This is a genomic window from Streptomyces sp. NPDC048479, from assembly GCF_040651435.1.
GTDB lineage: Bacteria > Actinomycetota > Actinomycetes > Streptomycetales > Streptomycetaceae > Streptomyces.
Window position 1 is genome coordinate 1 of sequence record NZ_JBEZKA010000015.1, and the last position, 13,101, is coordinate 13,101.

A 13,101-nucleotide genomic window follows, 5' to 3' on the forward strand; every position below is an offset into this window, starting at 1 on the left:
AGACCGAAGGCAAGCGTCTTGCCCGAACCGGTACGCCCGCGGCCCAGCACATCCCGGCCGGCCAGGGAGTTCGGCAGCGTCGCCGCCTGGATCGGGAACGGCACGGTCACCCCCTCGGTGCGAAGCGCCGCCAGCAGGGGTGCGGGTATATCCAGTTCGGCGAAGGCTTCGACGGCGGGGAGGGCCGGGGTGATGGTGACCGGCAGCGCGAACTCGCCCTGCAGTGCGGCGGGACGACGCCCGTAGCCGCCGGAACGGCGCGGGGCCGCCGAGCGGCCCGGAGCGCCTTGGCGTCCCTGCGACTGCGAACGGAAGCCGTCGCCTCTGCCGGAGCCGGCGTTGCCGCCCTTGCGGGTGCGGGAGTAGCGGTCGTTCGTGCGAGCTGAGCGGTTCATGGAGAACCTTCCTCGATATGGCACGTATCGAGGGATTCTCGGCAGCAATGAGCGCCACGGAAATCGCAAGAACGAGCCGAAGTAAAAACAAAGACAAAGTCCGACCGCCGACGAAAGAAGCGGGGGGCCGGTACGTCAAAATGACTGACATGCGCCAGGGTGTGGGATGCCGAATCAGGGAAATCGGGCGGGTCTGTGGCTGGCAGGAGCCGTGGACGGATCGACTGCCGTACGGTGAGAAAACGTATTGTCTCTCGCCTCGCGTGAAGCTGCTGCGGCCCTGGCTGAAACCCGGAAAAAAGTAACGAGCTGGGGCCCGCACCCCAGGTGCGGGCCCCAGCTGCGTCGTGCGTGTCAGCGTCAGGCGGGAACGATGTTCTCCGCCTGCGGGCCCTTCTGGCCCTGCGTGACGTCGAAGTTCACCTTCTGGCCCTCCTGCAGCTCACGGAAGCCCTGGGCGGCGATGTTCGAGTAGTGGGCGAACACGTCAGCGCCGCCGCCGTCCTGCTCGATGAAGCCGAAACCCTTTTCCGCGTTGAACCACTTGACGGTGCCAGTAGCCATGTCATATCTCCTTCGGGGCAGTGCCCGGTGCCCGCACTGTGCGAGCTCCGCGTCGCCGCGATGATTGCCCCGTCCGGAAAGTATCCGGCAATACAGAAGTGCACGCTCCGGAATTAACGCCGGTACGAGCACTTGAAGTCTTTGGGAACCACAACTGCAACTGAGAACAACGGTAGCACGGCGCAAGCGGCCGGGCGCGGCGAGTAATATCACTCCGCCCGCCGTGCCACAAACCCTCATCGCGCATTGCCCGAATATCTGTGCCTGCGGCAATAGATACTCGAGTGTGCGGAGCGCATGGGAGCGGAACGGACGGAGCAGCCGAGGTGGTGTCGGTCATGGGAGCGCGGCCTCTTCACCGGGCCGGCGCACAGTACGCCTGTCCGGCCTTCGTGGCCGGGGCGGGGGTTCGCCGATGCTCAGGAGCAGTCAGGAGCTGACTGCCCCGCCCGAGTCTGCAGTGGGCCGGCGCAGATCCTCGTTGATGCGCAGGGCTTCCTCGAGCTGGTCTTCCAGAATGACGATGCGGCAGGCTGCGTCGATCGGTGTCCCGCTGTCGACCAGTTCGCGTGCGCGAGCGGCGATGCGCAGTTGGTAGCGGGAGTAGCGGCGATGGCCGCCTTCGGATCGCAGCGGGGTGATCAGACGGGCTTCGCCGACGGCCCGGAGGAAGCCGGGCGTGGCGCCGATCATTTCGGCGGCGCGACCCATGGTGTAGGCGGGATAGTCGTCATCATCGAATCGGTCGCTGGTGGTGTGCGGTGGAGTTTCTGGGGGCATTTGCACCTCTTTCTGGAACGCGCGTCGAGGGGCCCCGACGCGTACACGCCAGGGCCCCGAGGGGGTATCAACACCATCTGCCGGCGCTGTGCGCTGGCTTTCTTGTTCCGCGTGTCCGTCCCTGAGGGCGGAGGTGCGGGGATCGCGGATGCGTGACCGGGGACCACGTTCCAATCGGGGCCTGCGGTACCCGGGCGTACTGGATCCTCGCCCGGGCGATCCTGATGGCGTCTGCTCCTCTCTGGTTGTTCGGGTCGTACTGCTCTGAGAACTGCGGTACTGCAGGGCGACCCCGGAGGCCGCCCGGGCCGACTCTGTCGCGTTCGCTGACTTCGTCGGCTACGCGAGAAACTCTAACCGTGAAGGCGGGTAATTTCTACCCTGGACGCGATAGATTTTCCTGGTCCTGGGGAGAAATATCGTCGCACGGCTGCAGCGGTCCGAAGCCGGGCCACCGGCTCAGGCGGTGTACAGGAGCAGGAAGGCAGGACCTGCCGGTCTTCGGCGGTTGGGAGAGGGGGAGGGCTCCGGCGGGTTCAGGCACGGACATCGGTGCCAGTTGACGGTGCGCCAGTTGACGCATTCATCGAATGCCGCAGCCGTGCTTGCCGCTGATGCAGCACCTCCACGGTGCCGACACGGGCACGGGGCGGCCGTCGGCGACGACTTACCCACGGAAACATCTTTCCCTGCTGATCCGGCTGCTTCACTATGGGCTCTTGTTTCCTGCAGGTAACAACGGCGTGTTTCCGCCTGGGCAGGTGGGTTGGTCGCGCGGTAGTGAACGAGGAGTCAACAGGGTGCCAGAGCTCCACAAGGTCGGTCCCGATTCCGCGGACGAGAAACTGCTCTACGCCGCCCTGTCGGACGCGGAGCTCACCGAACGCATCCGCGCCGGTGCCCCGCCCGCCTATCCCGCCGTCCAGGAGCTCAAGCGCCGCCACCTGCCTGCTGTTCTCACCTACGCCCGGCTCTGCGGACGCTACCAGGTCGCTGGGAACCAGCTGGCCGTCCAGGCCTTCGACCTCGCCGCCCGGGAGGCGTGCCGGGGCATCGAGCCCCAGGGGAACTGGCGTCACCATCTGCTGATGCTTGTTCAGCGGGTGGGGCTCAGCTGGGCCGCCGACGGTCGCCGGGACCGGCTCGAATCCGACTTCGTGGCGTGGATCGATGACACTGACGACTTCAGCGCAGCGGATCTGCCTGAATCCCGGCGCCTCCGGCTCGAGGCGTCGTCGGCCATGCTGACCGGCTTCTACCGGCTGCCGGAGCTGACCCGGGGCGTCCTCTGGTACGCGGTGGTCGACGAGGAGTCGGACGCCACGGTCGCCACCTTCCTCAGCGTCGACCCGAACCTCGTTCCCGAGCTGCGGGACAAGGCACAGAACGCCATGCGCCAGGCCTATCTTCGGGCATATCTGGAGCGGGGCGGGGACAGAAAGTGTCTGGGATTCCGCCGCATCATCGAGGCGGCGGCGCGGCCGGGAGACCGGCGGCGCAGCGAGGATCTGACGCTCCATCTGGCGGAATGTCCCAGCTGCACACGGCTGGTCGCGGAGCTGCCGCGGATGGCGGACGCCCCCCGGACTGTGTTGGCTGAGGGACTGCTCCGGTGGGGCGGAGCGGCCTACGCGGCGCGCGGTCCCGTGCGCGGCCTGCTCGACGCCGTACCGGTCCAGCCCGACAGGTCGGCCCCCACGGCAGGCATGTCCGCGTTCACCGCCTCGGCGGAGTCGCCGCAGAGCGAGCAGACGGCGCGGAACGGCGCGAGGCGGCTGTCCCGGACCGTCGTCCTCGTCGCTGTGGCGGCCGCGGCCGTTGTCGTCGCAGGCACTCTGCTGGCGACCGCATCCGAGGACTCCGGTCCGGCACGCGACCGCGCGGCGGAGCCCCCGCTCAGGGAAGCCTGGCCCACCGCGGCAGTGCCCGTACCCACCCCGTCGCCGAGCCCCAGCCGGGAGCCGTCGAAGAAGCCCGCACGCTCGCCGAGCCCCACCACGTCGGCCGCTGCCTCCAATCCTCCTGCCCCCAATCCTCCGGCGCCCGCTCCGTCGAAGAGCGTCCCGCGCCGGCCGGTGCCGATCGTCCCGGGGGGCGGCTACACCCAGGTCGTCCACACGGATTCCGGTCTGTGCCTGGACATCGTGAACGGTGTGATGGCGAACCGCACCGATGTCGTCACCGCACGCTGCAGTGGTGCCCTTACCCAGCAGTGGAGTCTGGACTCCATCGGCCTCCTGCGCAGTAACGCAGATCCCGACTTCTGTCTGGACTCGCGCGGCGACACCGACCGCGGCGTCGGCATCTGGTCCTGCGCCTCCGTCAACGGCAGGAACGGACTGAATCTGCTCTTCACCGTCGATGGATCAGGAGCCATACGACCACAGGTCGCGCCGGACTTCGCCCTTGAACCCTTGGGCAGCTCCGAGGGCAGTCTGCTCGATTTCGACCCGGCTGACGGAGACAGCGACCAGCGCTGGACCGCCGGCTTCTCTCCGCAGAACTGAAGCGTGTTGCGGAAAGCTGTGTGCGGGCGGGCCGGCGCCGCGCGGTTTCTCGGTTCGCGAAGGACTTGGCTACCGGGACGAAGATGTCTGTATGAGCGGAGAGACGGATGAGGTACGCGAAGCGATCGCGGGCGAACTGCGTCTGATGGACCCCAGCGTGCGATCGTCACGGTCGCTTGCCCGGCAGCTGCTGGACCCGGAGTTCGTAGAGGTCGGTGCTTCGGGTCGGCGGTGGACGTATGAGGAAATGCTTGCCGAGCTGCCCGGGATGCAGGGCGGCGGAGAAAACGGTCCGCGCTATGAGCCCTCTCATGTGACCGGTGTTCTGCTGGCGCCCGGGCTGGTGCACCTCACCTACGAGACCACGACCGGTGGAGTCCGGGCACGGCGGGCTTCGCTCTGGCGCAAGCAGCCTGCGGATGGGACATGGCGCATGTACTTCCACCAGGCCACGCCCATTCCGCCCGAGCGTGTGCAACCCAACGTGTGAGGCACACCTCCGCGTCAGCAGAGCACGGTGAGTGCCCCCGGCTGCACCCGTGCCGTCACCGGGAGCGTCGCCTCGATCTCGCCGTCCGCGCCGTAGGGGATATCGCGATCGGCCTCGATACGAATCTCCTTGCCCCGCAGGATTTCCACCTCCGGGCGCTGCACGTGCGCCCCTGTCTTGAGCTCATTCATGATCGCGAAAAACAGCCGCTTGGGTGCATGCCGGATCACGACCACGTCCAGCAGGCCGTCGTCGAGCCGTGCGTCGGGGGCGATCTGGCGGCCGAATCCGTAGAAGCGGGAGTTGGCGGCCACGACCGTGTAGCCGCGCCGTTCGTGCAGCACGCCGTCCACGGTGATGCGGTAGGAGACGGGTCGCCAGGTCAGCACGGCGCGCATGCCGCCCGCGTAGTACGAGGCGGCGCCCCTCAGCAGCCGGGCGGTGTTGGCGTACTGGTTGGCCACCGCGTCGACTCCCGCGTACACACTGCCCAGCACGCATGTCCCGGGGTGCACGGCTGATTCGACCTGGATGGTGTCGATCGCCCGAGGCGAGCCGTTGAGCAGCACTTCGGCCAGGGCGGGTGCGTCGGCCGGAAGTCCGAGCGCGCGGGCAAAGTCGTTGCCCCGGCCGGCCGGGACGATGCTGAACAGGGTGTCAGTGCCACTCAGCGCCCCGCCGACACAGCCGGCAATCCCGTCGCCGCCGACGGCGAGCACGACGTGCCCACGCTCGCCGGCCTGCTGTGCCACTTCCCGTGCGTGTTCCAGGCTGCGGCTGTACTGGGTGTCGAGCTGTGCCCCGGCCTCCCGCAGGAGGCGGGCCAGCGGGAGCAGGGCGGCCGTACCGCTGGAACCGCCTGCGGTGGGATTGACGATGGCTGTGAAATGTCGCATGAATGCGCCTCCGGTCGGCACGGAGCAAGTCAGCGGACGGGGATGAGGACGCCGGGGTTGAGGACCCCGGACGGGTCGATCTCGTTCTTGACGGCCTGCAGGATGTTGACTCCGACAGGGCCGATCTCCCGCGCGTACCAGTCGCGGTGGTCGGTGCCGACTCCGTGATGATGGCTGATGGTGCCGCCGGCGAGAAGGATCGCGTCGTTGGCGGCCCGCTTCACGGGGGCCCAGTGGGCGACCGGATCGTCCCCCTGCGCCGAGACCACGGTGAAGTAGAGGGACGCGCCGTTCTCGTACACATGGGAGATGTGGCACATGACCAGGGGCGGGGTGCCCGCGTCCGTCAGGGTCGTGGTGAGAGCCTGGCGTACAGCGTCGTACAGCGCCGGCAGGCCGGACCAGAACGTCGCCGTCTCCAGGGTCTCGGCGAACGCGCCGGCGTCCAGCAGCGCGTCACGCAGATACGGGGCGTTGTAGCGGCCGTGGGCCCACCGGTCGCCCGGTTCTGCGCCGAGGAATTCACCGCCGCAGGCGAGCAGCACCTCCCGGGCCCGGGCACGCCGGTCCGCAGTGTCCTCAGCGGTGCCCTCGTAGCCGGCGATCGCCATGCAGCCGGCCGCCTGCGGGGCGTCGGACCCGCCGATGGCGTCCGGCTGTGCGAGGCCGATGAAGGTCTCCGTTTCGTCCGACAGCCGCAGTACGGTCGGCAGCGGACCGTCCTGGGCGAGCTTGCGCAGTGCCAGCGCGCCCGCCTCGAAGGACGAGAAGCGCCAGCCTTCGTAGATCTTGGTTTGCGGCACGGGCCGGATCCGCACGGTCACCGATGTGATGACACCCAGCGCTCCCTCGGAGCCGAGGATCAGCTGGCGCAGATCCGGTCCTGCCGCCGAGCGGGGCGCGCGTCCCAGTTCCAGGGTGCCTTCCGGGGTGGCCACGGTGAGGCCGAGCACCATGTCGTCGAATCGGCCGTATCCGGCCGAGGCCTGGCCGCTGGAACGCGCCGCGGCGAACCCACCGATCGAGGCCCACTCGTACGACTGCGGGAAGTGGCCCAGGGTGAAGCCCTGTTCGTTGAGGAGCGCCTCGCACTCGGGTGCGCGCAGCCCGGGCTGCAGAACGGCGGTACGGGAGACCTCGTCGAGCGCGAGCAGACTGTCCAGTCGGCGCAGGTCCAGCGCGATGAAGCAGCGCTGCGCCTCGGGGGCCAGTCCGCCGACGACGGAGGTTCCGCCTCCGAACGGCACGGCGGACACGCCGTGTTCGGCGCAGACTCGCAGTAGGGCGAGTACCTCGTCGTGGCTGCCCGGCAGTGCGACAGCTGCCGGGATGTCGTCGACCTCGCCGGCCCGGATGCGCAGCAGGTCGGGGGTGGACTTGCCCCGGGTGTGCCGGATGCGTGTCTCTGCGTCGGTGCGCAGATGCGTGGCGTCCCCCAGGCAGTCGACGAGCGCCTGACGGGTCTTGTCGGTGAGGGGGGAGTCGGGAGCGGGGATGCTGCCGATGTGCGCGGGGCCGCTCTCCCCCGGCGTGACGCCCAGCAGGTCGCGCAGCAGGCCGACCACCGTGTCGGGCAGCGGGGCCGCCTTGGCCGGGTCTCCCCAGCCGCTCCACAACATGTCCACTTGGATCCTCACCCTCGGTTTTGCGGGTCGCCGTGCCGTACGGCCTGCACTGCGATTACACTGTGACAGATGACGCCCATTCGTCACAACCGTTCGGACGGAGATGCCGTTCTCGACGCGGCACGCGACTGTGTCCTGGCTGTCGGCGTACGCCGCACCACCCTGACCGACGTGGCCCGGCGCGCCGGAGTGTCCCGTATGACGCTCTACCGCCGCTGGCCGGACGTACGGACTCTGGTCGGCGACGTGATGACCCGGGAGTGGATCGCACTCGCCGTCGGCACGATGACCGGCCCGGAGCCCGACGTCCCCACCCTGACCCGGCTCATCGACGGAATGGTTGCCGGAGTCGCCGCCTTTCGCGCCCATCCGCTGTTCCGCAAGATCATCGACGTGGACCCCGAGCTGCTGCTGCCCTACGTGCTCGACCACCGGGGAACCAGCCAGGACGCACTGCTGGGGCTCGTCACCGGTGCCCTGCGGGAGGGCCACGCCGACGGGTCCGTCCGCCGGATGAACCCCGACCTTCAAGCCCGCTCGCTGCTGCTCGTCGCGCAGTCCTTCACGCTCTCGCTGCGCACGATGACCGACGAAACCGACCCTGAACTCACCGAAGCAGCCTTCCTCGAAGAGCTGCGGACCCTTCTGGAGAGGACCCTTACGCCATGAGCCGCTCGAGTGGCCGTGCTCCTGCCCCCTCCTCGCTCAGCGCGGCACGCCGACGCCGCGAGCTCACCGAACTCGCCGACGGAGCCCGCGTCGACGTCCTTGTCGTCGGACTCGGCGCGACGGGCGCCGGAGCCGCACTCGACGCCGCCTCACGCGGGCTGACCGTCGCCGCCATCGACGCCCATGACCTGGCCTTCGGGACCTCACGCTGGAGCTCGAAGCTCATCCACGGCGGACTGCGCTACCTCGCCACGGGCCAGCTCGACGTCGCCCACGAAAGCGCCGTCGAACGCGGCGTCCTCATGGAACGCACCGCCCCCCACCTGGTACGGGCCCAGCCCTTCGTCCTGCCGCTCACCCCACTGGTCTCCCGCGGCCAGGCTGCGCTTGCCTGGGCCGGCTTCAAGGCCGGCGACCTCCTGCGTGCCTCCGCCCGCACCTCACGCACCACTCTGCCCGCTCCCCGCGCCCTCTCCACGGTGGAGACGCGGCACATGGTCCCGGCACTGCGGCCGACAGGCCTGCGCGGGGGACTGCTGTCCTGGGACGGCCAACTCACCGACGACGCACGCCTGGTGACCGCGATAGCCCGCACAGCGGCCGCGCACGGCGCCCGCATCCTCACCCGCACCCGCGCGCTCTCACTCACCGGCTCCGGCGCCAGGGTCCGCGACGAACTCACCGGAGAGGAACTGGAGATCCGCGCCCGCACGGTCATCAACGCCACGGGGGTCTGGGCGGGCAGCCTCGTCGACGACGTACGGCTGCGCCCCTCTCGCGGCACGCATGTGGTCCTGCGCTCGGAGGAGCTCGGCAGCCTCACCGCCGGTATGCACATCCCGATCCCCGGGGAGCCCAACCGGTTCGTGCTCGTGCTGCCACAGGGTGACGGCCGGGTCTACGTGGGGCTGACCGACGAGCCGATCGACGGCACCATCCCGGACGTACCGGAAGTGCCCGAGACGGACATCGGCTTCCTCCTCGACGTGCTGGGCTCGGCCCTCGACGTATCCATCACCCGAGATTCGGTGGTGGGAGCATTCGCCGGGCTGCGTCCGCTCCTGGACACCACGACGTCGGACACGGGCCGCACCGCCGACATCTCCCGAAAGCACGCCGTTGTGACGTCAACCCAGGGTGTGGTCACGGTCGTCGGCGGCAAGCTCACCACCTACCGGCGGATGGCCCAGGACGCCGTCGACGCCGCCGTCACCGGGAGCGGTCTGAGCGCCGACCGGTGCCGCACGACCTCGATCCCGCTTGTCGGCGCCGCCCGGCCCGGCACGCTCGCGACGCTTGCCGCGCCCCGACGTCTGGTCCGCCGCTACGGATCCGAAGCCCCGGCCGTCCACGCACTCGGCCTCGCCGACCCGTCTCTGGCCCTGCCCGTGGTTCCCGGACACCCCGTCACCGGCGCCGAACTGGTGTGGGCGGTCCGCCACGAGGGAGCCCTCGACGAGTCCGACATTCTCGACCGGCGCACCCGTATCGGCCTCGTCCCGCACGACCGCCAAGCGGCGTGCGAAGCCGCCCGCAGCGCGCTCGCCCGCTGAGTTCACACCGAGGCCGCGTCCGGCCGGGCTGGGCCGGTCCTCCTCGTCGGCTTCGAGGCGTGACCGGGCAGGGGTCATGGCCGTGAAGCTCCTCGCGGGTTACTGAGCGGGGGCCGATGTACGAAGTCGCCGCCGTGCGCCCGCTCTGCCGCTGCACCATGTCCGACGGCATGCCGAGCCGCGGTGCGCCCGAGGCCCTCAACTCGGCCAAGAAACCCGGCAGTAGAGCGTCCGACGCGAGCTGTCCGCCCTCGAGCAGCACATGGGCGTGCCTGCCCTGCGGCACGCCGGGGCGCGGCTCGGGGTCCTCGGGGGAGTGGTCGCGCTCGACGACCCTCACCTTGTCGGCGTGCTCGGCGAGCACGTGTGCCGCCGGCATTCCCGCGAGGCTGCCTCCGATGACAACAGCGTGGCGTCCGCCCGCGCCCCGCCGCCAACTACCCCTCCGCTGTGCGTGGTCCCCCTTGCATCCGCCCTCGGGATCACGAGCGCCGAGCCACGATTGTCTACGCCGCATCCTCGGATGCGTGGTCTTCTGGCCCGGTGCTCGGCCTCGACGCCCTGCAAGCTGCGGGAGCAGTGATGTGCCGTGCGCCGGGACGGGGCGTGGCATGTATTGGTGATGGATTCGCCCGAATGGCGGATGCCAAAGGCCAGGAGCACAGTGGAGTGGGGGCTCGGGCGGTGAGGAATCCCTTGTCAGGGTCCACTCCGCCGATGAGAGGAACCGACTCTGTGCGGAGGATCTCCGATGGCCAGTATCGACCGCCCAGGCGCGACCACTCTGGAGGAGAGCGCCGACGGGGACAGCGTGCGCGGCACGACCACGATTGCCGATTCCGTGGTAGCCGCTATTGCGGGAATCGCGGTTCGGGACACGTACGGCATTCATTCTGTAGGTGGAGGAGCTTCCAGAGCGATGGGCGCGGTCCGGGACAAGATGTCTCGGCCCTCCGACCCCGGTCGCGGTGTCAAGGCCGAGGTCGGGGAGAAGCAGACGGCCATCGACATCGGTATCGTCGTCGAGTACGGCGTTCCGATCATGGAGGCCGCCAAGAACATCCGCAGCAATGTGACGGACGCCGTTGAGACGATGACCGGCCTGGAAGTCGTCGAGATCAACATCAACGTGCTTGACGTCTACGTGCCCGGTTCCGACGATGACGACGAAGGAAGCAGCGGAGTCAAGGGCGCCAGAGTGCGATGACGCCTGACGGCCGCACGGTCGAATGCATGCAGCTGTCGCACGACAACCGCCGGGCCCAGGTCGACGGTCAACCACCGTTCAATCGGGGCGAGTTGGCTGTCGCGCGACGGACTGTCCGGCTCAGCCCGAGCTCGGCGTTCGGCCGGACTCCCCAACTCGGCTGTTCGGCAAGCACGTTGTGGAACCATCCGCGTTTCCTGTACGACCTTGCCCAGTCACCCTGGAGACTCGGCCGAGTCCGCACTTCGACCGCGACATGGCCTCCTCGTTCACCCCGACCCGGCCGGCCTCGGCACCCCCGCGCTCACCGCGGTCCTGGCCGCCATCGGCACGCTTCTGGAGCGGTTGCCCGCACCGCAGAGCGGGCCGTGGGACGCCGGACGCCGTACGAATAGGTCGGGGAACTCACGGGCACCATTGAGGAGTTGGCGGTCGTACTGGCCTCCTTGCCGGACGCGCCGGGCGGCCCCCGCGCCTGTGCCGCGCACTGGATCAGCCCACGGAAGAACCACACTTCCCGGTGCTTGTCACGCTCGTACGCCGGCGGCAGCCCCGTGAGCGCGACGATCACCACCACGGCGTCGCGACACACCCGCCGCTCCGGGTTCGACTGAATCCTGGCGCACAAGGTGAAGCGAAGGGGCACGCGCGGCAGGCGCGTTCGCTCCGGCTCGCGCCCCTATGTCACTGGTGGCACCCGCCTTGGGAGAGCCCGGGGTCGACCGCGCGCGACCATGTCAAGAAACTTTGACATGGTGTCTGTGTTGCTTTACATTCGCGGTATGCCATTCGAAGAGAAGAGCGCATGGGTCATGGGGGTGCTCGCGGTCAGTACGTACGCGGGCTACCTCGTCGTCATTCTTGGGCGAACGGGGGATACCCCTCTCGTCGAGGTGTCGTATGTGGCGACGTTGTTGTGGGCCTTGGGCATCTCGATCGCAGCGTCGATCGTGCTCCATATGCTCATCGCGATGTTCTCGCCGAAGGACACCCGCAAGAAGGATCAGCGCGACAGGGAGATCAATCGGTTCGGCGAACACATCGGCCAGTCATTCGTCGTCATCGGGGGAGTGGCAGCGCTCGGTATGTCGATGGCCGAGCTGGACTACTTCTGGATCGCCAACGCGGTCTACCTGGCGTTCGTACTGTCGGCGATCCTCGGTTCCACGGCCAAGATCGTCGCGTATCGCCGAGGCTTCCAGTCATGGTGAAGCCCACCAGGGTCACGAACGCGATCCGGGCCCTCCGGTTTGCGCACGGAGAGATGACGCAAGCGGATCTGGCAGAACGCATCGGTGTGTCACGCCAGACCGTCATTGCCATCGAGCAAGGCAGATATTCGCCTTCACTCGAATTGGCATTTCAGATCGCCAGGGTGTTCACCGTCCCGCTCGACACTGTGTTCCAGTACCCGGACAGCGAAGGAAAGACACCATGAAGGCAATAGTCCGGGAGACGTACCGGTCACCCGATGGCCTGGAACTCAAGGAGATCGACAAGCCGGTTGTCGGCGATGACGACGTGCTCGTACGCGTTCACGCCGCCGGCGTCGACCAGGGAGTCTGGCACCTCGTCACGGGCCTGCCGTACCTCCTTCGCATCGTAGGATTCGGGCTGCGCAGACCCAAAACTCGTGTTCCGGGTCTGGACGTCGCGGGGCGTGTCGAGGCAGTCGGCCGGAACGTGAGCCGGTTCCAGCCCGGTGACGAGGTGTTCGGCACCTGTGCGGGCTCCTACGCCGAGTACGCCTGCGCGCACCAGGACAAGTTCGCGCCCAAGCCGGCGAACGTCACCTTCGAGCAGGCGGCGGCAGTCCCCTCCTCCGCGTTCGCCGCCCTCCAGGGTCTTCGCCGCAGTGCACAGGTCCAGGCAGGGCAGAAGGTGCTGGTCATCGGTGCGGGCGGAGGCGTAGGGACGTTCGCGGTGCAACTGGCCAAGGAGTTCGGAGCGAGCGTCACCGGTGTGTGCAGCACGAAGAAGACGGACCTGGTCCGCTCGATCGGCGCCGACGACGTCATCGACTACACACGCGAGGACTTCGCGGACGGGCCCCGGCGCTACGACCTGATCCTCGACACAGCGGGTGGTCGTTCGTTGGCACACCTGCGGCGTACTCTCGATCCGCGGGGAAGCCTCGTCATCGTCGGATCCGAAGGGGGAGGACGGTGGGTGCAGGGCGTGGACCGCGCGCTCCGGGCGGCGATGCTGTCACCGTTTGTGAGTCAGAGACTGCGGATGCTGGTGTCCACGGAGAATCAGGAGGACCTCCAGTTGCTGGGGAAGCTGATCGAGGCCGGCAAACTCACTCCGATCGTCGACAGGACGTACTCGCTGAGTGAGGTTCCCAAGGCCATTCAGTACCTGAGGGCCGGCCATGCCTGCGGAAAGGTCGTCATCACGGTGTGAGGTTCCCTG

The 13,101-nt window shown here is 68.4% G+C and carries 13 protein-coding genes and 1 pseudogene; 8 read left to right on the forward strand and 6 right to left on the reverse strand.

Features of this window, described 5'->3' with window-relative positions; genetic code table 11:
- The 3 genes from AB0D12_RS22865 to AB0D12_RS22875 form a co-directional block, all read right to left on the reverse strand.
- Nucleotides 1–395, reverse strand: a 395-nt coding sequence (locus AB0D12_RS22865) for a DEAD/DEAH box helicase (protein WP_362685805.1), incomplete at its 3' end; no start/stop codon positions are given.
- 360 nt (nt 396–755) lie between these two features.
- A complete protein-coding gene (locus tag AB0D12_RS22870; RefSeq protein ID WP_069775160.1) occupies nt 756–959 on the reverse strand; it encodes a cold-shock protein in 204 nt (67 codons plus the stop codon).
- A 429-nt stretch (nt 960–1,388) separates the two neighbouring features.
- Nucleotides 1,389–1,739 (reverse strand): MerR family transcriptional regulator, encoded by a 351-nt coding sequence (locus tag AB0D12_RS22875; RefSeq protein WP_362685809.1) that lies wholly within the window; start codon nt 1,737–1,739, stop codon nt 1,389–1,391.
- Between the two features lie 800 nt (nt 1,740–2,539).
- Here AB0D12_RS22875 and AB0D12_RS22880 point away from each other — a divergent pair.
- Complete coding sequence (locus AB0D12_RS22880) at nt 2,540–4,246, forward strand: RICIN domain-containing protein (protein WP_362685812.1); 1,707 nt, start codon at nt 2,540–2,542, stop codon at nt 4,244–4,246.
- Between the two features lie 91 nt (nt 4,247–4,337).
- Nucleotides 4,338–4,736 carry a nuclear transport factor 2 family protein gene (locus AB0D12_RS22885; RefSeq protein WP_362685815.1) on the forward strand — a complete coding sequence of 133 codons (399 nt, stop codon included), beginning with the start codon at nt 4,338–4,340 and terminating at the stop codon, nt 4,734–4,736.
- A 14-nt stretch (nt 4,737–4,750) separates the two neighbouring features.
- Here AB0D12_RS22885 and AB0D12_RS22890 read toward each other — a convergent pair whose 3' ends face one another.
- Nucleotides 4,751–5,632 (reverse strand): YegS/Rv2252/BmrU family lipid kinase, encoded by an 882-nt coding sequence (locus AB0D12_RS22890; protein WP_327327782.1) that lies wholly within the window; start codon nt 5,630–5,632, stop codon nt 4,751–4,753.
- Nucleotides 5,633–5,661: 29 nt separating this feature from the next.
- On the reverse strand, nt 5,662–7,257 hold the full coding sequence (locus AB0D12_RS22895) for an FAD-binding oxidoreductase (RefSeq protein WP_362685819.1): 1,596 nt from the start codon (nt 7,255–7,257) through the stop codon (nt 5,662–5,664).
- 69 nt (nt 7,258–7,326) lie between these two features.
- On the opposite strand from AB0D12_RS22895, the gene AB0D12_RS22900 reads away from it, so the two are divergent.
- On the forward strand, nt 7,327–7,926 hold the full coding sequence (locus tag AB0D12_RS22900; protein WP_362685822.1) for a TetR/AcrR family transcriptional regulator: 600 nt from the start codon (nt 7,327–7,329) through the stop codon (nt 7,924–7,926).
- A complete protein-coding gene (locus AB0D12_RS22905) occupies nt 7,923–9,479 on the forward strand; it encodes a glycerol-3-phosphate dehydrogenase/oxidase (RefSeq protein WP_362685825.1) in 1,557 nt (518 codons plus the stop codon). Before AB0D12_RS22900 ends, AB0D12_RS22905 begins: the two co-directional genes overlap by 4 nt.
- 136 nt (nt 9,480–9,615) lie before the next feature.
- Here AB0D12_RS22905 and AB0D12_RS22910 read toward each other — a convergent pair.
- Nucleotides 9,616–9,858: pseudogene (locus AB0D12_RS22910) on the reverse strand (monooxygenase); the annotation flags it as partial.
- Nucleotides 9,859–10,230: 372 nt separating this feature from the next.
- Between AB0D12_RS22910 and AB0D12_RS22915 the strand changes: the two are divergent.
- From AB0D12_RS22915 to AB0D12_RS22930, 4 genes are all read left to right on the forward strand, one after another.
- Complete coding sequence (locus AB0D12_RS22915; RefSeq protein WP_362685828.1) at nt 10,231–10,686, forward strand: Asp23/Gls24 family envelope stress response protein; 456 nt, start codon at nt 10,231–10,233, stop codon at nt 10,684–10,686.
- Between the two features lie 782 nt (nt 10,687–11,468).
- Nucleotides 11,469–11,897 carry a hypothetical protein gene (locus tag AB0D12_RS22920; RefSeq protein WP_362685831.1) on the forward strand — a complete coding sequence of 143 codons (429 nt, stop codon included), beginning with the start codon at nt 11,469–11,471 and terminating at the stop codon, nt 11,895–11,897.
- Nucleotides 11,891–12,124, forward strand: a complete 234-nt coding sequence (locus AB0D12_RS22925) for a helix-turn-helix transcriptional regulator (RefSeq protein ID WP_327327788.1) — start codon at nt 11,891–11,893, stop codon at nt 12,122–12,124. Before AB0D12_RS22920 ends, AB0D12_RS22925 begins: the two co-directional genes overlap by 7 nt.
- Nucleotides 12,121–13,092, forward strand: a complete 972-nt coding sequence (locus tag AB0D12_RS22930; protein WP_362685834.1) for an NAD(P)-dependent alcohol dehydrogenase — start codon at nt 12,121–12,123, stop codon at nt 13,090–13,092. Before AB0D12_RS22925 ends, AB0D12_RS22930 begins: the two co-directional genes overlap by 4 nt.
- The last annotated feature ends 9 nt before the right edge of the window (nt 13,093–13,101 follow it).